The organism is Erwinia persicina (assembly GCF_019844095.1).
GTDB classification, from domain to species: Bacteria; Pseudomonadota; Gammaproteobacteria; order Enterobacterales; family Enterobacteriaceae; genus Erwinia; species Erwinia persicina.
The window spans coordinates 3296680-3316469 of sequence record NZ_CP082141.1; the positions used below are offsets into that span (position 1 = coordinate 3296680).

Below are 19790 nucleotides of genomic sequence, written 5' to 3' on the forward strand. Positions count from 1 at the left end.
TTAGATCTCATCTCCTGTGGTAGCAACACCAGTTTGTTAAAGGTTTGTGTGTATTATCACGATGAAGGTTAAAATATATAAACAATAAAAAAGAAATTAACGTTAAATAACGCCCGCGATATTTAATAATAATTTAACGCAAATTTTTGTCATCAGAAATGAGTGGGACAGCGGTGAAAAAAAAGGCCACCCGAAGGTGGCCTTGATTGTTCATTCCGTACAACGACAGACAACGTTACTGTGGAAGTACCGCTTTCACCGCTTCACCGATGTCAGCCAGACTGCGCACCGTTTTCACGCCTGCCGCTTCCAGCGCAGCGAACTTCTCGTCTGCCGTGCCTTTACCACCCGCAATGATGGCGCCGGCGTGGCCCATACGTTTGCCTTTAGGCGCAGTTACGCCCGCAATGTAACCCACCACTGGCTTGGTTACATACTCTTTGATGAACGCAGCCGCTTCTTCTTCTGCGCTGCCACCGATTTCACCGATCATGACAATGGCTTCGGTCTGCGGATCATCCTGGAACAGCTTAAGGATGTCGATGAAGTTTGAACCCGGGATCGGGTCACCGCCGATGCCGACGCAGGTAGACTGACCGTAACCGATGTCAGTGGTCTGCTTAACCGCTTCATAAGTCAGCGTACCGGAACGGGAAACGATACCGATACGGCCTGGCTGGTGAATATGGCCAGGCATGATCCCAATCTTACAGGCGCCAGGGGTAATCACACCCGGGCAGTTTGGACCAATCATACGCACGCCAGCTTCATCCAGCTTAACTTTCACTGTCAGCATATCCAGTGTCGGGATACCTTCGGTGATGGTGATGATCAGCTTGATACCCGCTTCAATCGCTTCCAGAATACCGTCTTTACAGAACGGGGCTGGTACATAGATGACTGAGGCTGTCGCCCCGGTGGCTTCTACCGCTTCACGCACGGTGTTGAACACGGGCAGACCCAGATGCTCCGTTCCGCCTTTCCCTGGGGTCACGCCCCCAACCAGCTGCGTACCGTAGGCTAAAGCCTGCTCGGAGTGGAAGGTACCCTGACCACCGGTGAAGCCCTGGCAGATAACTTTGGTGTTTTTATCAATCAGAATAGACATTATTTACCCTCCGCTGCGGCAACAACACGGTGCGCCGCATCGCTCAGGCTGGTTGCTGCAATAATATTCAGGCCGCTGTCTGCCAGTTTTTTGGCACCCAGCTCGGCATTGTTCCCTTCCAGACGCACGACCACCGGCACGTTAACGCCCACTTCTTCTACTGCACCGATGATGCCGTCAGCAATCAGGTCGCAGCGTACGATACCGCCGAAGATGTTAACGAATACGGCTTTCACCGCATCATCAGACAGGATGATTTTAAAGGCTTCGGTAACACGTTCTTTAGTCGCACCGCCACCAACATCAAGGAAGTTAGCTGGCTGGCCACCGCTGAGTTTCACGATGTCCATCGTACCCATCGCCAGACCGGCACCGTTGACCATGCAACCGATGTTCCCTTCCAGCGCCACATAGTTCAGTTCCCACTGTGCAGCGTGAGCTTCACGGGAGTCTTCCTGGCTTGGATCACGCATTTCGCGAAGCTCAGGCTGGCGGAACAGTGCGTTGCCATCTGCCGTCAGTTTACCGTCCAGGCAGACCAGGTCGCCCTGCTTGGTGATCACCAGCGGGTTAATCTCAACCAGTGCCAGGTCGCGCTCCAGGAACAGCGTCGCCAGACCCATAAAGATCTTAGTAAACTGGCCAACCTGCTTACCGGTCAGACCCAGTTTAAACGCCAGCTCACGGCCCTGGTAAGGCTGTGGCCCGGTCAGGGGATCCAGCGCCATTTTGTGGATCAGGTGCGGGGTTTCTTCCGCCACTTTTTCAATTTCCACGCCGCCTTCGGTTGACGCCATAAAGACGACACGACGGGTGCCACGGTCAACCACCGCGCCCAGGTAGAGCTCCTGGTCAATATCAGTCGCAGACTCAACCAGAATCTGGTTAACCGGCTGACCATGTGCGTCAGTCTGGTAGGTCACCAGACGCTTGCCCAGCCAGTTCTCAGCAAAAGCACGGATCTCTTCTTTGCTGTTAACCACTTTCACACCGCCCGCTTTACCGCGGCCACCGGCATGAACCTGACATTTCACTACCCACGGGCCGGCACCAATCTTAGAGGCGGCTTCTTCTGCTTCGCGTGGCGTGGTGCAGGCATAACCGGTTGGTGCCGGTAAACCATACCGTGCAAACAACTGTTTTGCCTGATATTCGTGTAAGTTCATGATGTTCTATCCATTCAGGTCTGAAAAGATTTAGCTGCCAGAGGCGGCTACTCATAGGGTTGAGCACGGCGTGACGCCGTGCTCAGGGAGTTAGACATCCAGCAGCAGACGTGCTGGATCTTCCAGCAGCTCTTTAATCGCCACCAGATAACCTACTGATTCGCGTCCATCGATCAGACGGTGATCGTAAGAGAGGGCCAGATACATCATTGGCTGAATAACGACCTGACCATTGACCGCCATCGGGCGATCTTTGATGGCATGCATCCCCAGGATCGCACTCTGCGGTGGGTTGATGATCGGAGTGGACATCAGAGAACCGAACACACCACCGTTGGTGATGGTGAAGTTACCACCGGTCAGTTCGTCAACGGTCAGCTTGCCGTCACGCCCTTTCACCGCCAGCTCTTTAATCTTCTTCTCGATGTCAGCCATGCTTAAGGCATCCACATCTTTTAATACCGGGGTCACCAGGCCACGTGGCGTGGAAACCGCGATACTGACGTCAAAGTAGTTGTGGTAAACCACTTCTTCGCCATCAATAGAGGCGTTGACTTCCGGATAGCGTTTCAGCGCTTCTACTACCGCTTTGATGTAGAAGGACATAAAGCCCAGACGCACACCATGACGTTTCTCGAAGGCATCACCGTACTGCTTACGCAGTGCCATGATCGGCTGCATGTTAACTTCGTTAAAGGTCGTCAGCATCGCCGTGCTGTTTTTGGCTTCCAGCAAGCGTTCAGCCACGCGCTTACGCAGGCGGGTCATCGGCACACGCTTCTCGCTGCGATTACCCAGCGATGGGGCCGCTGTCGCCGCAGGGGCCGGCTTAGTCTCTGCCGCTTTAGCTGGCGCTTTCGCCAGGTGTTTTTCAACATCTTCACGGGTCAGACGACCGCCAACACCGGTGCCTTTGATGGCTGCCGCGTCGAGGTTATGTTCAGCGATCAGGCGACGAATTGCCGGGCTGAGAGCATCATTACTTTCTTCTTCCAGGGAGGCGCTCTGACGCTGTGCCGGAGTAGACTCATTGGCTTCAGCTTTAGCAGAGGTTTCTTTGCCGCCGCTGTTGCCTTCTTTCAGTCGACCGAGTGCCTGACGGGAAACGACGGTTGCGCCCTCTTCTTCCAGGATCGCTTCCAGTACGCCATCCGTGGAGGCAGGGACTTCCAGGATCACTTTATCGGTTTCAATTTCTACCAGCACTTCGTCACGCTTGACGCTGTCGCCAGGTTTTTTGTGCCAGGTTGCTACAGTGGCATCAGCCACGGACTCAGGCAGGTCAGGAACAACGATATCTACGCTACTCATTCTTTTTCCTTAATTATTCAACGTTCAGCGCGTCATTAACCAGATCTTGCTGCTGCTGCTGGTGAACGGACATATAGCCAACTGCCGGGGATGCGGATGCAGGGCGACCGGCATAACGTAATGAAGCCCCAAACGGCACGACTTCGCGGAAGTGATGCTGGCTGCAATACCATGCGCCCTGGTTCAGGGGTTCTTCCTGACACCAGACAAAATCATGCACGTGAGAATACTGTTGCAGAACATCCTGCACCGCTTTATGCGGGAAGGGATATAACTGCTCAATACGCACGATTGCGACATCGGTTTGTTCGTTTTTACGACGTTTATCCAGCAGATCGTAGTAGACCTTACCGGAACAGAGCACAACGCGTTTGACCCCTTTCGGATCAAGATCGTCGATCTCACCAATCGCAGGCTGGAACGCACCACTTGCCAGCTCTTCGAGTGAAGATACGGCCTGTGGATGACGTAATAACGATTTCGGCGACATGACCACCAGCGGACGACGCATACCGCGCAGCGCCTGACGACGCAGCATGTGGTAAACCTGCGCCGGCGTCGAAGGCACGCAAACCTGCATGTTTTGTTCAGCACAAAGCTGCAGATAACGTTCCAGACGTGCTGAGGAGTGCTCAGGGCCCTGACCTTCGTAGCCGTGCGGCAGGAGCATTACCAGGCCACACATACGGCCCCATTTCTGCTCGCCGGAGCTGATGAACTGGTCAATCACCACCTGCGCGCCGTTAGCAAAGTCACCAAATTGCGCTTCCCAGATAGTCAGGGTACGCGGTTCTGCCGTGGCATAGCCGTATTCAAATGCCAGTACCGCTTCTTCCGACAGGACGGAGTCCCAGACCTTGAAGGTACCCTGACCGTTGTGCACGTGCTGCAATGGGGTATAGGTTGAACCATTCGCCTGATTATGGATAACCGCGTGGCGGTGGAAGAAGGTGCCGCGCCCCATATCCTCGCCGGAAAGACGGCATGGAATGCCTTCATCCACCAGCGTGGCGTAAGCCAGGTTCTCTGCAGCGCCCCAGTCAAACGGTTTATTACCTGCAGCCATTTCTGCGCGGTCGTTGTAAATCTTCGCGACACGCGACTGCATTTCGACTGACTCTGGTACCGTACTGATGCGTTTTGCCAGTTCCTGCAAGCGCTTCAGTTCGATAGATTCCGGATAGCCTTCATCCCAGTCGTGGTTCAGATACGGTGACCAGGTGAACGAATGCAGGCTCATTGGACGCCATTCCGGCACGACACATTCACCGGCATCCAGCGCATCACGGTAAAGGTTGACCATTTCCGTGGCATCTTCCAGGCTGGCGACCTGTTCGGCTTCCAGCTTGTCAGCATACAATTTACGCGGCGTCGGGTGTTTCTTGATTTTCTGGTACATGACAGGCTGCGTGGCGCTTGGCTCATCCGCTTCGTTATGGCCATGACGGCGATAACAGACCAGGTCAATAAACACGTCGCGTTTAAAGGTGTTACGGAAATCCAACGCCAGGCGGGTCACAAAGGCAACGGCTTCCGGATCGTCCGCATTAACGTGGAAGATCGGGGCCAGCACCATTTTTCCGATGTCAGTACAGTACTGCGTTGAACGCGCATCTTTAGGGTTAGATGTGGTAAAGCCGATCTGATTATTGATCACGATACGCACGGTACCGCCCACTTCATAACCGCGCGCCTGAGACATGTTCAGGGTTTCCTGCACCACGCCCTGGCCGATAACCGCAGCATCACCATGGATGGTGATCGGCAAGACTTTATTGCTGGCAGGTTCATCCAGGCGGTCAAGACGGGCACGTACTGACCCCATTACCACCGGGCTGACAATTTCAAGATGAGAAGGGTTAAACGCCAGCGCAAGGTGAACCATGCCGCCTTCGGTTTCCACATCTGATGAGAAGCCCATGTGGTACTTCACATCGCCGGTGCCGAGATGCTCTTTATGCTTACCAGCGAATTCGTCAAACAGGTCTTGAGGTTTTTTCCCCAACACGTTGATCAGCACGTTAAGACGGCCACGGTGCGCCATTCCCAGCACCACTTCGCGCGTACCGCTCTTACCGGCATGACGGATCATCTCGTTCAGCATCGGCACCAGCGCATCACCACCTTCCAGTGAGAAACGTTTTGCCCCAGGGAATTTTGCCCCAAGGTAGCGCTCCAGACCTTCTGCGGCGGTCAGCTGTTTGAGGAAGCCCTTCTTCTCTTCAACAGAATAAGAAGCCTGCCCTACCGCCGATTCCAGACGCTGTTGGATCCAGCGTTTCTCTTCGGTGTTGGTCATGTGCATATATTCCGCACCGATCGAACCGCAATAGGTTTGCTGCAGAGCGGCAAACAGATCCGCCAGCTTCAGCGTGTCTTTGCCAATGGCAAAGGAACCTACATTGAAACTTTCCTGGAAATCGGCTTCGCTCAGACCATGGTAGGCCGGGTCGAGATCGGGCACCGCCTCCTGCTTCCACAGGCCTAACGGATCGAGGTTTGCCTGCTGATGCCCGCGAAAACGGAAGGCGTTGATCAGCTGCAGTACCTTGACCTGTTTGGCATTCGTTTCAGGATCGCTAACGGAGGCGGTATAGCGCGATGCATCTTTCGCCAGGCGGCGGAAGTACTCGCGAGTGGTGGAGTGGAATTGCTCAGGTCTAACCCCAGTGCCAGGAAGCTCTTGGAAAAGAGATTTCCAGGCCACATCAACAGAGTCAGGATCGGTTAAGAAGTCCTCATAGAGCTGTTCTATGTAGGACTGGTTCGCGCCGGCCAGCCAGGAGGAGTCCAGCCAGGGTTTCATCGCGCTGTTCTGCATTGTGATCCCTTAAGCATATTTGTGCTTTTTTTTTCGCCGTGGTTGTAATGGAACCTTTGCAAGTCCCGCGCCGCGTTAACGGCTTACCGTGGTACGGTTCTTCGTTACGAGCGACCGGCCCGTAAGGGAACCTTTGCAAAGGGTTTCCGGCAACATCGCTCTGCCGAAAACACCTTACAAAGATGACCTGGTAAAACGCCGGGAACCCTCAGGCTCCCGGATATCACTATTACGCGCCCCGCTGCAGCAGCATCGACTTAATATGGCCGATGGCACGCGTTGGGTTCAGCCCTTTCGGACATACGCTCACACAGTTCATGATGCTGTGACAGCGGAATACGCTGAAAGCATCATTCAGATTGTCGAGGCGCGCATCGGTTTCCGTATCGCGGCTGTCAATCAGGAAGCGGTAAGCGGCAAGCAGGCCTGCCGGACCAATAAACTTGTCCGGGTTCCACCAGAATGACGGGCATGAGGTGGAGCAGCAGGCACACAGGATACACTCATACAGGCCATCCAGTTTTTCACGCTGTTCGGGTTCCTGAAGGTGCTCCCTTGCTGGCGGTTTTTGCCCATTATTCAACAGGTAAGGCTTAATCTTCTCATACTGAGCATAGAACTGGCCCATGTCCACCACCAAATCGCGGATCACCGGTAAACCGGGCAGCGGGCGGATGACAATTTTCTGTTTACCGTTCCCCAAAGCAGAGACCGGGGTAATACAGGCAAGACCGTTCTTTCCGTTCATGTTCAGGCCGTCAGAACCACATACGCCCTCACGGCAGGAACGGCGAAATGCTAACGTCGGGTCTTTCTCTTTCAGACGCATCAGCGCGTCCAGCAACATCATGTCACGGCCGTCTTCTGACTCCAGCGTGTATTCCTGCATACGCGGAGCATCATCGACTTCCGGGTTGTAACGATAGATGGAAAATTCGAGTCTCATGTTTATCTCCGCAAACTAGTAAGTACGTGCTTTCGGCGGGAAGGCCGCACGCAGTTTCGGCTGCATGTTCACCTCACGGCGCGTCATGCTTTCACTTTGCGGCAGATACACGCTGTGACATAACCAGTTTGCATCGTCACGTTCAGGATAGTCGAAACGGCTGTGAGCTCCACGGCTCTCGGTACGGAAGTTAGCGGCAACGGCAGTGGCGTACGCCGTTTCCATCAGGTTGTCCAGTTCCAGGCACTCAATACGCTGCGTATTGAAGTCCGGGGAACGATCGTCGAGACGGGCGTTTTTCAGACGTTCACGCAGCACTTTCAGCTCGGCCAGGCCTTTCGCCATTGCATCACCTTCACGGAAGACCGAGAAGTTATGCTGCATGCAGGTCTGCAGGGCTTTACGCAGTTCAGCCGGATCTTCACCCGTCACGTTATTGTTCCAGCGGTTCAGACGTGCCAGCGAAGCGTCAATTTCTTCTTCGGTGGCGTCACGCAGTGTGCCCTGCTCGTTAATCGACTCCTGCAAATGCAGGCCCGCCGCACGGCCGAACACCACCAGGTCAAGCAGCGAGTTACCGCCCAGTCGGTTAGAACCGTGGACCGATACGCAGGCAATTTCACCGACGGCAAACAGGCCAGGCACCACAGTATCCTGCCCCTGCTCGTTAACGGTCAGCGCCTGACCGGTCACCCGCGTTGGGATCCCCCCCATCATATAGTGGCAGGTTGGGATTACCGGAATTGGCTCTTTCACCGGATCAACGTGGGCAAAGGTACGCGACAGTTCCAGAATGCCCGGCAGACGGGACTCCAGCACGTCTTTACCAAGGTGGTCCAGTTTCAGTTTGATGTGCGGACCCCACGGGCCTTCACATCCACGGCCTTCACGGATTTCAATCATCATTGAACGGGCGACGACATCGCGGCCTGCAAGATCTTTCGCATTTGGCGCGTAACGCTCCATAAAGCGTTCACCGTGCTTGTTCAGCAGGTAACCCCCTTCGCCACGGCACCCTTCCGTGACCAGCACACCCGCACCGGCAATGCCAGTTGGGTGGAACTGCCACATTTCCATATCCTGCACCGGGACACCCGCACGCAGCGCCATGCCCACACCGTCACCGGTACAAATATGGGCGTTAGTGGTCGACTGATAAATACGTCCGGCTCCGCCTGTCGCCAGCACCGTGGCTCGGGCTTTAAAGTAGACCACTTCACCATCTTCAATGTTCAGCGCGGTACAACCGACAATGGCACCGTCCGCATTTTTGACCAAATCCAGCGCATACCATTCAGAGAAGATCGTGGTTTTGTTCTTCAGGTTCTGCTGATAGAGCGTATGCAGCAACGCATGCCCCGTACGGTCAGCCGCGGCCGCGGTTCTTGCCGCCTGCTCACCACCGAAGTTTTTGGACTGGCCACCGAACGGACGCTGATAGATGCGGCCATCATCCAGACGGGAGAAGGGCAGTCCCATATGCTCTAATTCGGTCACCGCTTCCGGTCCGGTTTTACACATATATTCAATGGCGTCCTGGTCACCGATATAGTCGGAACCTTTCACCGTGTCATACATGTGCCATTCCCAGTTGTCGTCGTGGGTATTGCCCAGTGCGACAGTGATACCGCCCTGCGCAGACACGGTATGGGAACGGGTCGGGAAAACTTTAGACAACAGGGCACAGGTCTGGCCCGATTGGGAAATCTGTAAGGCAGCGCGCATACCTGCGCCGCCGGCGCCGATCACCACGGCGTCAAATTCTCTGACTGGCAAACTCATTACACACCCCACACTACGACAGTTCCATAAATTGCATACACTAACAACGCGACCACAATCACCAGCTGCAGCATCATGCGCAGCGCCAGTGGTTTAATGTAGTCTGTCAGTACCTGCCACATCCCAATCCAGCCGTGCACCAGAATGGAGAACAGCGTCAGAAGGGTGAACACTTTCGTAAAGGAAGATGAGAAGAATCCGCGCCAGATGTCATAGGTCAGGGTCCCTGACATCACGATAAAGCCGAGGAGATAAATTACATAGAGGGTCATCACCATAGCGGCAGCACGCAGCAACAGCCAGTCATGGATGCCATTGCGACCCAGTGCAGAAGCGTTGCTTACCATACGAGGACTCCAGCCAGAATTGAGAGCACGACAGTGATACCGAACGCAATTTGCGCTGAAAGCTTGCCAGTTTCTAAGGTTTCGCCGAGGAAGCCAAAGTCCATCATCATATGGCGAATACCGCCAGCGATATGGTATGCCAGTGCGGTTAAGATGCCCCACATGATAAATTTGGCGATAAAGCTATCCATTACGGCAGCAGCCTGAAGGAAACCTTCGGGAGAGGAAAGCGACAGACCCAGTAACCAGAGCAGAATCCCGATCGACACGAAAGTGATCACGCCGGAAACGCGGTGGAGAATGGACGCAATTGCGGTTAAGGGAAACCGGATCGTACTGAGATCCAAATTGACAGGTCTTTGTTTTTTCACGATTTTGCCCACACAGCCTTTCTTATTTTGCTTCCTCCGGTCCTGAAGGCGGGTCAGACAGCGTTAATAAGGCAAGCATTCGCGCCAGGCACCAAAACTACAACGTCCAGTGTCAAAAACGACGCGTATGAAACGCTGGGTGGCTCCTACTGCAGGGTATTTCCGGAGACCTGGGCGCAGTATAGGGGGTTCACAAACTCATTACAATTCCCCTACAAACTCTTTGGTCACATTTCAGCGGAACAGTGATCAGCCTCACGGTTTTCATATTTCATACATTTTTAATTATCTGATTTGACAAAAGTTCAACATTCTTGTTACAAACGGACGGATAAAAGTTCTATGATACTCAAAAGTTATGGGGATACACTTTCCCCTAAGCACAAGTTATGTAACATTGGTTGGGATTACCCATAAAGCATCGGGTATTGACGCTAGCATAAGTCATCACCAGACCGGATCTTTACACAACCATATTACGCATCAGGATGATGTCATCCCGGCCCGCACGCGCCCGTCACTCTGTACCCTGCACGTAAAAAGATGCCACAGAGTTGATGACCTTCTGCGCCAGGCACAAGGCTGGGAAAGATATTTCCCGGTGATAAAGATCCCTAAATAAGGCGCTAAGGAGACTGTAAATGGCTGATAAAAAAGCAACGCTAACCCTGGATGGCGAAGATCCAATTGAGCTTGATGTGCTGAAAGGTACATTGGGTCCGGAAGAGATTGACGTCCGTAATCTGGGTTCTAAGGGGTATTTTACCTTTGACCCTGGCTTTACTTCTACTGCGTCCTGCGAATCGAAAATTACCTATATCGATGGTGATGAAGGCATTCTGCTGCACCGGGGTTTCCCGATTGACCAGTTGGCGTTGCACTCAAACTATCTGGAAGTTTGTTACATTTTGTTGAACGGTGAAGCACCAACAGCAAAAGAGTTCGAAGAATTTAAAACCACGGTGACACGTCATACCATGCTGCACGAACAGATCCATCATCTGTTCCGCGGCTTCCGCCGTGATTCGCATCCAATGGCCGTTATGTGCGGTGTGACCGGTGCGCTGGCCGCCTTCTATCATGACGCAATGGACGTCAATATTGAGCGTCATCGTGAGATTGCAGCTTTCCGTCTGCTGTCTAAAATGCCGACGATGGCCGCGATGTGCTACAAATACTCCATCGGTCAGCCGTTCGCTTATCCGCGCAACGATCTCTCCTATGCCGGTAACTTCCTGCATATGATGTTCTCTACGCCTTGCGAAGAGTATGTGGTGAACCCGGTGCTGGAACGTGCGATGGACCGTATTCTGATCCTGCACGCCGACCATGAGCAGAACGCATCGACGTCAACCGTCCGTACCGCAGGTTCTTCGGGTGCGAATCCCTTTGCCTGTATCGCGGCCGGTATCGCCTCCCTGTGGGGGCCAGCGCATGGGGGTGCAAACGAAGCCTGTCTGCGGATGCTGGAAGAGATTAGTACCGTGGAACATATTCCTGAGTTCCTGCGCCGCGCGAAAGACAAAAACGATTCATTCCGTCTGATGGGCTTTGGCCACCGCGTTTACAAAAACTACGATCCCCGTGCCACAGTGATGCGTGAAACCTGCCACGAAGTGCTGAAAGAGCTGGGCATGAAAGATGACCTGCTGGAAGTGGCCATGGAGCTGGAGCATATTGCGCTGAACGACCCGTACTTCATTGAGCGTAAACTCTATCCAAACGTTGACTTCTATTCCGGCATCATTCTGAAAGCGATGGGTATTCCATCGTCTATGTTTACCGTGATCTTTGCGATGGCGCGTACTGTAGGCTGGATTGCCCACTGGAAAGAAATGCATGACGACGGTGTGAAAATTGCCCGTCCACGCCAGCTTTACACTGGCTATGACCAGCGTGATTTCAGCTCTAAAATCAAGTAACTGTTAACGGACGGGCCGGAACATCAGGCCCGCTCGTGCCATGACAGAGCGCGTAAACGTAAGGGCCGATCGCTTGTTGATCGGCCCTTAATTTTTTACGTCTGGCAACCGGGGCACCAGTAAAAGGGCCGCGATGACAGCAGGGTTCGTTCAATCGTAGTGCCGCAGCGTTCACATGCCTGCCCGGCACGGTGAAACACTTTAAAGCTGAACAGAGCGCCATGGTGATGGTTCTCCCCCCCCTGCCCCCGCGTCTGGTAGGAGAGTCGCGGTAGCGCCAGCAATGCAGTGACCAGCACATCGATCTGCTCACTGGTTAACCCTTCCGCTTTATGTTGGGGGGCGAGCTTTGCCTGCCAGAGGATTTCCACGCGCAGATAGTTGCCCAGCCCGGCAAGAAACGTCTGATCCAGCAACAGCGCACTAAACTGGCGACGGCGGAAACGCGGTGACAGCAGACGCTCGCGCACTTCGGCTTCGGTCAGTGACATATCCAGCACATCCGGTCCGATCTTTTGCAGAAAAGGATGGCTTGCCACGCCTTCAGCATTGAGCAGTTCGATCTCGGAGGCGCTGAACAGCAGCAGCGTTTTATCTTTCGCCGCCAGCCGCACGCGCAGCTGTCGCTTACTGACCGGTTCAGTGCCCGTTTTCACTACGCGCCAGACGCCGTACAGCTGGTTATGGCTGTACAGTGTCAGACCATTAGAAAAGTGGGTTAACAGCGCTTTCCCCCGGGTCTCAATAGCGATCACGCGCTCCCCTACCAGCGCCTGCTGGTAGGTTTGCAGCGCCGGAAAGGCAAACCACACGTCGGTCAGCACTTTACCCTTTATAGCCTCTTCCAGCCGGTCTGCGGCACGGCGGATCTCAGGACCTTCTGGCATAACGATTTTCCCTTTCTGTCAGTGCGTGGCTCCACCTTCCAGCCGGATATCCTCTTCGACTGCCAGAGCGATGCTAATGGCCATCTCCAGAGCCAGCGTGACCATCGCCAGCGACATACTGGGTGCCCCGGGATGGTGAATGGCCTGTTCAGGTAGCCAGGGAATATGAATAAATCCGCTGCGCGTTTTGCGACGGCGCAGATGATGCAACAGACCATACATCACATGATTACAGACGAACGTCCCGGCGGTCTGCGACACTGACGCCGGGATGCCAGCCTCACGGATCCCGGCCACCATGGATTTAATGGGCAGCGTTGAAAAATATGCGGCGGCCCCCTGCTCGACGACCGGTTCATCGATCGGCTGCTTTCCCACATTATCCGGAATACGGGCATCATCGATGTTGATTGCCACACGTTCAACGCTGATTTCACTGCGGCCACCGGCCTGCCCTACGGCGATAACAATATCAGGCTTCACCTTCTCTATCGCGCTATACAGGACCTCAAGCGAGGCACCGAAAACACAGGGTAATTGCAGGGCAATCACTTTAGCATTGCCGATAAGGCGGTCGTGCAGCTGGCTGACCGCCTCCCAGGAAGGATTGATACGTTCACCATCAAAGGGCTCGAAGCCCGTGATCAGTACTGTTTTCATCGTTCCCTCACAAAAACATCAGGAAATACAAAAGGAATATATTGGCAATCAACAGTAGCACACCGGTCGGGATCTGCGCTTTGATCACCGCGTTGCGATCCGGCAGTTCCAGCAGCCTGGCAGGCACGATATTGAAATTTGCCGCCATCGGCGTCATCAGCGTGCCGCAGTAACCGCAGAACATGCCGATCGCCGCCATCACCGCCGGGTTACCGTGGTGCTGTAAGACCAGAATGGGGATGCCGATACCGGCGGTCACAATCGGGAAGGCCGCAAACGCATTGCCCATTACCATGGTCAGGAGCGCCATGCCGCCAGCGTAAAGCACCACCGCAATAAAGCGATTGTCTACGGCCAGATACGTTTCGGTCAGGTGGGAAATCGCCGTCCCCACACCCGCGCTGGTAAACAGCAGGCCCAGCGTCGCCAGGATCTGCGGCAAAATAAATGCCCAGCCAATCGAGTCAAGCAGGCGGCGCGCTTCCTGCAGAGACTGTGCCGGCGATTCGCGCGTGATCTTCAGCGCCAGCAGCCAGGCCAGCAGACAACCCACCGTCATGGAAAACAAGGTGATCAGCGTGGCATGATTGCCCGCTCCAAACACCGCCTGCTGAAGTGCCGGAATATTGTTGAAGATCAGCACGCCAATCACCGTGACGACGGGAATAATCAGCGCGGGCATAAACAGGCGATTTCCCAGACGTTCCGCCCGTTCTGTGCGTTGCTCCGGGGTTCGCTGTGAGTAGCTTCCCAGCTTCACGCCGCCAAAACCGGCAATCAGCGCCATCACCACCACACCCACACCGATACCAATGTGCAGCGTACGTGCGCTGACCAGATCGGTCGTCCATTCACCGATAAAGAACACCAGGCCATACAGTGCCCAGAACAATCCGGTCGTCAGACGGCGCGGGTTACTTTTGTCACGCCAGGACATCAGCGCAACCCCCAGCAGAATGGTACCCGCCAGCCAGTACAGATAATTTTGCTCAAACATCAGCGGCCCTCCTTCTGTTGCAGCGCACTGGCATTGAGCCTGCTCAGTTCATTCGCCAGGGTTTTATCCAGACGGTGCAGCCGCACGGCATGAATTAAAAATGCGCACAGCGCGGTGGGAATGCCCCAGAGAGCAATATGCAACGGTTCGGTCTGTATTCCTGCCGACTCCTGCATAAAGTTATGCATAAAGATAATGGCACCAAAGGCAACAAAAATATCCTCGCCAAAAAACAGCCCGACGTTATCGGTCGCGGCTGCCATAGCACGCAGACGATAGCGCACCGCCGGAGGCAGTTCGCCATAGCGACTTTCCGCCGCCCCTTCGGCCATGGGTGCCAGCAGCGGGCGCACCATCTGCGGGTGTCCCCCCAGACTCGTCAACCCCAGCGCCGCGGTGATCTCACGCGCCAGCAGATAGACAATCATCAGCCGTCCGGCAGTCGCACTGCGAATACGGGCGATCCAGGCCTGAGCACGCTCTTTCAATCCGTTGCGCTCCAGCAGGCCAATGATGGCCAGAGGAAGTAAAAGAATAAATGGCAGATTACGGGTATTAAGAAACCCGGAACCGAGTTTTTCCAGAATATCCGCTACAGGCATCTGGGCCGTCAGTCCGGTGATTAACCCGGCAACGACGACCACAATCACCGGGTTAAACCGCAGTAAAAACCCGACCACGATGGCGGCGATCCCCGCAAGGGGCCAGAGATTAACGACAGCGTCCATAAAGACTCCTTAAAACAGAAAAAAACGCCCCAACATCGTGTCGGGGCGTCATCACAGAGAGCCGCGTTAGCGGCAGGTAACAGCGATGTGCTGCTGGCTGAATGCCTGGCGCAGCTGACGGGCAAAATCAAGGGCATGGGCACCATCCCCGTGCAGACACACCGTATCAGCCTGAACCTTCACCCATTCACCGCTCAGGCTCTGCACCTGGCCCTGCTGGATCATGGCCAGCGTCTGGCTAATCGCCTGCCGATCGCTGTCCACCAGCGCACCGGGCTGACCCCGGGGTATCAGTGAACCATCAGGCTGATACCCCCGATCGGCAAAGACCTCCTGTCGGGTGGCCAGTCCATAATGTTCACCGGCACGGATCAGTTCGCTGTTCGCCAGCCCGACCAGCACCAGCGCCGGGTCGACCGCTTTAACGGCTTTGGCTATGGCCTGGGCCAGCAGCGTATCAACCGCGGCCTGGTTATACAGCATGCCATGTGGTTTAACATGAACCAGTCGGCCTCCTTCGCTTTCAGCCAATGCTTTCAGTGCACCAATCTGATAAACCACCTGGGCATACACCGTTTCCGGCGGCAGCTGCATTGCCGTACGGCCAAAATTTTCACGGTCCGGGAAGCTGGGATGCGCACCAATCGCGACGCCATACTCCAGCGCCCAACGCACGGACTGCAACATGGTCTGTGCATCCCCTGCGTGGAAACCACAGGCGATGTTCGCCGATGAAACCAGTTGTAACAGCGCCAGATCGTTGCCTGCACCTTCACCGAGATCGGCATTAAGATCGACTTTCATTCTCTAACCCCCAGGCCATGTGATCCAGTGAACGCTGCTGCTCACGCTTAGCCAGCAACGCCTCTTCCAGTGTGCAGTGAACAAAATGAACCGGCTCACCGAGGCGCAGTTGAGCCAGATGATAGAGATCGGCTTCGATCACGCAGGCGATACGGGGATAACCTCCGGTCGTTTGTGCATCGGCCATCAGCACAATCGGCTGACCGTTTGGCGGAACCTGCACCACGCCGGGTAGCAAACCGTGTGACAGCAGATCGCGGGAGGTATCACGCAGCAGCTTTCGCCCCTGCAGACGATATCCCATGCGGTTACTTTGCGGATTCAATCGCCAGGCCGTGCGCCAGAAGGCTTCCTGGCTCTCTTCGCTGAACTCGTGGTATTCCGGCCCGGGCAGCGCACGCACGCGATTGCCCCACAGCAGCTGACGGACGCCTGCCGTCTGATGAAACTGCCGCGACGGTTGACCCAGCGGCAGCTGATCGCCATCAGCCAGACTCCGTCCGGCAAAACCCCCAAACCCGGCTTTAAGATCGGTACTGTCAGAACCCAGTCTGTCGTCAATAATATATCCGCCATCGACCGCCAGGTAGCTGCGCATGCCACGCTGCGGCAGGCTTAACGTCAGACGCTGCCCCGCTTTCACCGCGGTCCGCCACCCCGTCCAGACGGGTTTTCCGTCAAGTTCGGCATGACAGCCGGCCCCCGTCAGAGCCAGCCAGCCATCGCGCCTGAATTCTGCACAAAACTGGCCCAGGGTGATCTCCAGCACCGCACTGTCAGGCGCATTGCCCACCAGCATATTGGCGGTCTGCATCGCGGGATGATCCAGTACACCGCTGAGGCTGATGCCATATTTTCGCCAGCCTACCCTGCCGCCGTCCTGAATGCTGGTGCTCATCCCGGCACGAATAATCGTTAACATATGCCCTCCTTCTGCGGCACAAAACGCACGCGATCGCCAGGGCGCAGGAGCACCGGGGGATGGGTGTCGGGGGTAAACAGTGCGGTGCGCGTATGACCGATCAGCTGCCAGCCGCCCGGGGCCGCCAGTGGATACACGCCGGTCTGGCTGCCGCCAATACCCACCGATCCTGCCGGCACCTGCACGCGGGGTTCAGCACGGCGCGGAGTATGTAGCCGCTCATCCAGCCCGCCGAGATAGGGGAAACCCGGCTGAAAACCGATAAAGTAGACAACGTAATCTACCGACGTATGGCAGGCCACCACCTGCGACGGACTCAGGCCGCTGTGATGCGCCACCTCATCAAGGTCGGGGCCGCCCTGTCCACCATAAACCACCGGGATGTCTATCAGTCGCGATTCCAGCTGCAGAGATTCACTGGTTTCCCACCACTGCTGCAGCCATTCAATCGCATCCAGCGCGGTCTGCTGCGGATCGCGCAGCATCACGGTGATATTATTCATCCCCGGCACAACCTCGATCACTTCAGGGCGATCCTGTAATCGTTGTGTCAGTCCCCAGATACGTTGCTGGCTGGCGAGTGATACCGGCGGTTCAAGCTCCAGCACCACAGCCCGATCGCCTAACAGGTAACAACGTGCTCGTTGCAAAAGGCGTCTCCTCAAAGCCGAAAATGGGCAATATCCTCTCGATCCGCGGCGGTATGACGACCGCCAGCAGGTCACAAATCGGACTTATTGCAAATATGACAGACAGTTATGCGGAATTGTTATAACGGAGTCAACCTTCAGCGCACGGATTTCTCCGGGCGCTGACAGGCAGGAAGGGTCAGACAGGATTATTGATATCGATGAAGGTGACATCCAGGCCATGCTCACGCGCGAGCCATTCGCCCAGCGCTTTGATTCCGTCACGCTCAGTGGCGTGATGGCCGGCGGCGAAGAAGTGCAGGCCCTGCTCACGTGCGCTGTGAATGGTCTGCTCGGACGCCTCACCGCTGATAAAAGCATCCACGCCAAATGCGGCGGCCTGATCGATATACCCCTGGCCACCACCGCTGCACCAGGCCACCCGTCGGATCAGGGCAGGCGCATTGTCGCCACAGTGCAGCGGCTCACGACCCAGCGCCGCGCTGATCCGTTGAGCAAAGACGTCGCCGCTAACAGGCTCTTTCAGTTCACCCCACGGCAACAGCAGCGCAATTTCCCCTTTCACCTCAATGCCGAACAGCTTCGCCAGTTGGGCGTTATTACCGATCTCCGGGTGTCCGTCCAGGGGAAGATGCCAGCCAAAGAGGTTGATGTCGTTTGCCAGCAGGGTTTTCAGTCTCTGACGTTTCATCCCTTTAATCGCTGGCGCTTCGCTTTTCCAGAAATAGCCGTGGTGAACCAGTACGGCATCCGCCTGTAAACGCACGGCCTCATCAAGAAGCGCCTGGCAGGCGGTTACACCCGTAATCACTTTTTTAATCTCGCTGCGGCCTTCAACCTGCAGGCCATTAGGCGCATAGTCTTTGAAGTCCGCCGTATTCAGCAGTTGGTTAACACGCTGTTCGAGTTCAGTATTCAGCATAATCAGTCCGTCTTTTTTCGTGCTGCCTCAAAGGCAGCCAGGGTTTGCAGGCGTGCCTGTTTATGTTCCACGATCGGCGCAGGATAATCGAGACTTTGATGATTTTTCTTTGCCCACTCGTGCGGCTGGTGAATGTATTTTTCCGGTACATTACGCAGCTCAGGCAGCCAGTAGCGGATGAATTGCCCACTTTTGTCAAAGCGCTCGCCCTGGGTCGTGGGGTTAAAGATGCGGAAATACGGGGCGGCATCGGTACCGGTAGACGCGGCCCACTGCCAGCCACCGTTATTCGCGGCCAGATCGCCATCCAGCAGCTGTGACATAAAATAGCGTTCGCCCTCCCGCCAGTCGATCAGCAGATCTTTCACCAGAAAACTGGCGGTGATCATGCGCAGGCGGTTGTGCATCCAGCCCAGCGTGTTCAGCTGGCGCATGGCGGCATCAACAATCGGATAGCCGGTTTTTCCTTCCTGCCATGCCTGCAGTCCCTGCGGATCGTCTCGCCATCTCACGCCTTTCGTCCACTGAGTAAAAGGCTGATGCCGGCACAGCGCAGGGTAAGCCACCAGCAGATGACGATAGAATTCGCGCCAGATCAACTCATTCAACCAGACGAAGACCTTCGTATCCTCCAGCCCCTGGGGATGCTGCTTCAGCAGCCGGTGCAGACACTGACGCGGAGACAGTACTCCTGTCGCCAGACAGACCGACAGACGACTGGTACCGTCCAGGGCGGGCAGATCGCGCTGCTCCGGGTAAAGGGTGACCGGTTGCTGGCAAAACGCGCGCAGGCGGGCAATGGCGGCTTTCTCTCCCACCGGGAACAGGTCGGCATCAATTGCCTCACAGGGATAATCAAAGCGCGACTTGCTACTGTCTTCCACCTCAATCGCCCCGCTGCTTCTGACATCTGGCGCAGGCAGACACTCCGGCAGTCCTTCCTTAAGACGTTTTACAAACGCCTTACTGAACGGCGTAAAGACTTTGTACATCTCGCGGCTGCCGGTCAGCACGCTGCCCGGTGGCAGCAGCAGGCTGTCGTCAAATCCCTGAACCATAATATCGTCGTTATACAGCGTGCGTTCCACCTCAGCGTCGCGCTGACGTTCGTGCACTTCGTACTGATAGTTATAAAACAGGCGATCGACTTTATGTTCCCGGCAAAAGGCCTGCAGCAGAGAGACGGAGGCACTGAAATCATCACATTCCGCTTTGTACAGAGGGATGCCTTTTTGCGCCAGCGAAGCCTGTACATCTAGCAGGCTTTGCCAGATATATTCCGCCTGTTTCGGGGCCATATGATGCGACGCCCACTGAGCGGGCGTGGCGATAAACAGGGCAATAACGCGTGCATTCTCTGAGCGGCAGGCAGCATGAAGCGCGTGGTTGTCATTAATACGCAGGTCATTGCGCAGCCAGACCAGATGAGTTGTCATAAAGCTCCCT

At 55.3% G+C, this 19790-nt stretch carries 18 protein-coding genes; 1 reads left to right on the forward strand and 17 read right to left on the reverse strand.

Annotated elements, in window-relative coordinates; all coding sequences use genetic code 11:
• Positions 1-235: 235 nt before the first annotated feature.
• From sucD to sdhC, 8 genes are all read right to left on the reverse strand, one after another.
• Positions 236-1108 (reverse strand): succinate--CoA ligase subunit alpha, encoded by an 873-nt coding sequence (sucD, locus tag K6L24_RS15130; RefSeq protein WP_062748464.1) that lies wholly within the window; start codon positions 1106-1108, stop codon positions 236-238.
• On the reverse strand, positions 1108-2274 hold the full coding sequence (gene sucC, locus K6L24_RS15135) for an ADP-forming succinate--CoA ligase subunit beta (RefSeq protein WP_062748462.1): 1167 nt from the start codon (positions 2272-2274) through the stop codon (positions 1108-1110). The genes sucD and sucC overlap by 1 nt, the downstream gene beginning before the upstream one ends.
• A 90-nt stretch (positions 2275-2364) precedes the next feature.
• Entirely contained in the window at positions 2365-3585 is a 1221-nt protein-coding gene (gene odhB, locus K6L24_RS15140; protein ID WP_062748460.1) for a 2-oxoglutarate dehydrogenase complex dihydrolipoyllysine-residue succinyltransferase, read from the reverse strand.
• A gap of 13 nt (positions 3586-3598) precedes the next feature.
• Entirely contained in the window at positions 3599-6406 is a 2808-nt protein-coding gene (gene sucA, locus K6L24_RS15145; RefSeq protein ID WP_137268643.1) for a 2-oxoglutarate dehydrogenase E1 component, read from the reverse strand.
• A 229-nt stretch (positions 6407-6635) separates the two neighbouring features.
• Positions 6636-7352: a succinate dehydrogenase iron-sulfur subunit gene (locus K6L24_RS15150; protein ID WP_062748456.1), complete on the reverse strand. Its 717-nt coding sequence runs from the start codon at positions 7350-7352 to the stop codon at positions 6636-6638.
• 15 nt (positions 7353-7367) lie between these two features.
• A complete protein-coding gene (gene sdhA, locus K6L24_RS15155) occupies positions 7368-9134 on the reverse strand; it encodes a succinate dehydrogenase flavoprotein subunit (RefSeq protein ID WP_062748454.1) in 1767 nt (588 codons plus the stop codon).
• Positions 9134-9481: a succinate dehydrogenase membrane anchor subunit gene (gene sdhD / locus K6L24_RS15160; protein WP_062748452.1), complete on the reverse strand. Its 348-nt coding sequence runs from the start codon at positions 9479-9481 to the stop codon at positions 9134-9136. Before sdhD ends, sdhA begins: the two co-directional genes overlap by 1 nt.
• Positions 9475-9864: a succinate dehydrogenase cytochrome b556 subunit gene (gene sdhC, locus K6L24_RS15165; protein WP_062748450.1), complete on the reverse strand. Its 390-nt coding sequence runs from the start codon at positions 9862-9864 to the stop codon at positions 9475-9477. Before sdhC ends, sdhD begins: the two co-directional genes overlap by 7 nt.
• Before the next feature lie 629 nt (positions 9865-10493).
• Here sdhC and K6L24_RS15170 point away from each other — a divergent pair.
• Entirely contained in the window at positions 10494-11774 is a 1281-nt protein-coding gene (locus K6L24_RS15170; protein WP_062748449.1) for a citrate synthase, read from the forward strand.
• Positions 11775-11869: 95 nt separating this feature from the next.
• Here the strand turns inward: K6L24_RS15170 and nei are convergent, their stop codons facing one another.
• The 9 genes from nei to phrB all read right to left on the reverse strand — a co-directional run bounded on the left by nei (position 11870) and on the right by phrB (position 19780).
• Positions 11870-12661 (reverse strand): endonuclease VIII, encoded by a 792-nt coding sequence (gene nei / locus K6L24_RS15175; protein ID WP_062748448.1) that lies wholly within the window; start codon positions 12659-12661, stop codon positions 11870-11872.
• A gap of 18 nt (positions 12662-12679) precedes the next feature.
• Positions 12680-13321: a pyroglutamyl-peptidase I gene (pcp, locus tag K6L24_RS15180; protein WP_062748447.1), complete on the reverse strand. Its 642-nt coding sequence runs from the start codon at positions 13319-13321 to the stop codon at positions 12680-12682.
• A gap of 7 nt (positions 13322-13328) precedes the next feature.
• On the reverse strand, positions 13329-14318 hold the full coding sequence (locus K6L24_RS15185; RefSeq protein ID WP_162900983.1) for a DUF979 domain-containing protein: 990 nt from the start codon (positions 14316-14318) through the stop codon (positions 13329-13331).
• On the reverse strand, positions 14318-15046 hold the full coding sequence (locus K6L24_RS15190) for a DUF969 domain-containing protein (protein ID WP_062748444.1): 729 nt from the start codon (positions 15044-15046) through the stop codon (positions 14318-14320). Before K6L24_RS15190 ends, K6L24_RS15185 begins: the two co-directional genes overlap by 1 nt.
• A gap of 66 nt (positions 15047-15112) precedes the next feature.
• Complete coding sequence (gene pxpA, locus K6L24_RS15195) at positions 15113-15850, reverse strand: 5-oxoprolinase subunit PxpA (protein ID WP_062748442.1); 738 nt, start codon at positions 15848-15850, stop codon at positions 15113-15115.
• Entirely contained in the window at positions 15834-16772 is a 939-nt protein-coding gene (gene pxpC, locus K6L24_RS15200) for a 5-oxoprolinase subunit PxpC (protein WP_062748440.1), read from the reverse strand. The genes pxpA and pxpC overlap by 17 nt, the downstream gene beginning before the upstream one ends.
• Positions 16766-17422: a 5-oxoprolinase subunit PxpB gene (gene pxpB / locus K6L24_RS15205; RefSeq protein ID WP_062748438.1), complete on the reverse strand. Its 657-nt coding sequence runs from the start codon at positions 17420-17422 to the stop codon at positions 16766-16768. The genes pxpC and pxpB overlap by 7 nt, the downstream gene beginning before the upstream one ends.
• A gap of 178 nt (positions 17423-17600) precedes the next feature.
• On the reverse strand, positions 17601-18344 hold the full coding sequence (locus K6L24_RS15210) for a type 2 GTP cyclohydrolase I (RefSeq protein WP_062748436.1): 744 nt from the start codon (positions 18342-18344) through the stop codon (positions 17601-17603).
• 2 nt (positions 18345-18346) lie between these two features.
• On the reverse strand, positions 18347-19780 hold the full coding sequence (gene phrB, locus K6L24_RS15215; RefSeq protein ID WP_062748434.1) for a deoxyribodipyrimidine photo-lyase: 1434 nt from the start codon (positions 19778-19780) through the stop codon (positions 18347-18349).
• Between the last annotated feature and the right edge of the window lie 10 nt (positions 19781-19790).

Coding starts and splice junctions, on each gene's coding strand:
- odhB (WP_062748460.1), bottom strand. CDS start 3,585: ATGAGTAGCGTAGATATCGTTGTTCCTGACCTGCCTGAGTCCGTGGCT.
- K6L24_RS15170 (WP_062748449.1), top strand. CDS start 10,494: ATGGCTGATAAAAAAGCAACGCTAACCCTGGATGGCGAAGATCCAATT.
- sucA (WP_137268643.1), bottom strand. CDS start 6,406: ATGCAGAACAGCGCGATGAAACCCTGGCTGGACTCCTCCTGGCTGGCC.
- nei (WP_062748448.1), bottom strand. CDS start 12,661: ATGCCAGAAGGTCCTGAGATCCGCCGTGCCGCAGACCGGCTGGAAGAG.
- sdhD (WP_062748452.1), bottom strand. CDS start 9,481: ATGGTAAGCAACGCTTCTGCACTGGGTCGCAATGGCATCCATGACTGG.
- sucD (WP_062748464.1), bottom strand. CDS start 1,108: ATGTCTATTCTGATTGATAAAAACACCAAAGTTATCTGCCAGGGCTTC.
- K6L24_RS15190 (WP_062748444.1), bottom strand. CDS start 15,046: ATGGACGCTGTCGTTAATCTCTGGCCCCTTGCGGGGATCGCCGCCATC.
- pxpA (WP_062748442.1), bottom strand. CDS start 15,850: ATGAAAGTCGATCTTAATGCCGATCTCGGTGAAGGTGCAGGCAACGAT.
- K6L24_RS15150 (WP_062748456.1), bottom strand. CDS start 7,352: ATGAGACTCGAATTTTCCATCTATCGTTACAACCCGGAAGTCGATGAT.
- pxpC (WP_062748440.1), bottom strand. CDS start 16,772: ATGTTAACGATTATTCGTGCCGGGATGAGCACCAGCATTCAGGACGGC.
- sucC (WP_062748462.1), bottom strand. CDS start 2,274: ATGAACTTACACGAATATCAGGCAAAACAGTTGTTTGCACGGTATGGT.
- K6L24_RS15210 (WP_062748436.1), bottom strand. CDS start 18,344: ATGCTGAATACTGAACTCGAACAGCGTGTTAACCAACTGCTGAATACG.
- phrB (WP_062748434.1), bottom strand. CDS start 19,780: ATGACAACTCATCTGGTCTGGCTGCGCAATGACCTGCGTATTAATGAC.
- pcp (WP_062748447.1), bottom strand. CDS start 13,321: ATGAAAACAGTACTGATCACGGGCTTCGAGCCCTTTGATGGTGAACGT.
- K6L24_RS15185 (WP_162900983.1), bottom strand. CDS start 14,318: ATGTTTGAGCAAAATTATCTGTACTGGCTGGCGGGTACCATTCTGCTG.
- sdhA (WP_062748454.1), bottom strand. CDS start 9,134: ATGAGTTTGCCAGTCAGAGAATTTGACGCCGTGGTGATCGGCGCCGGC.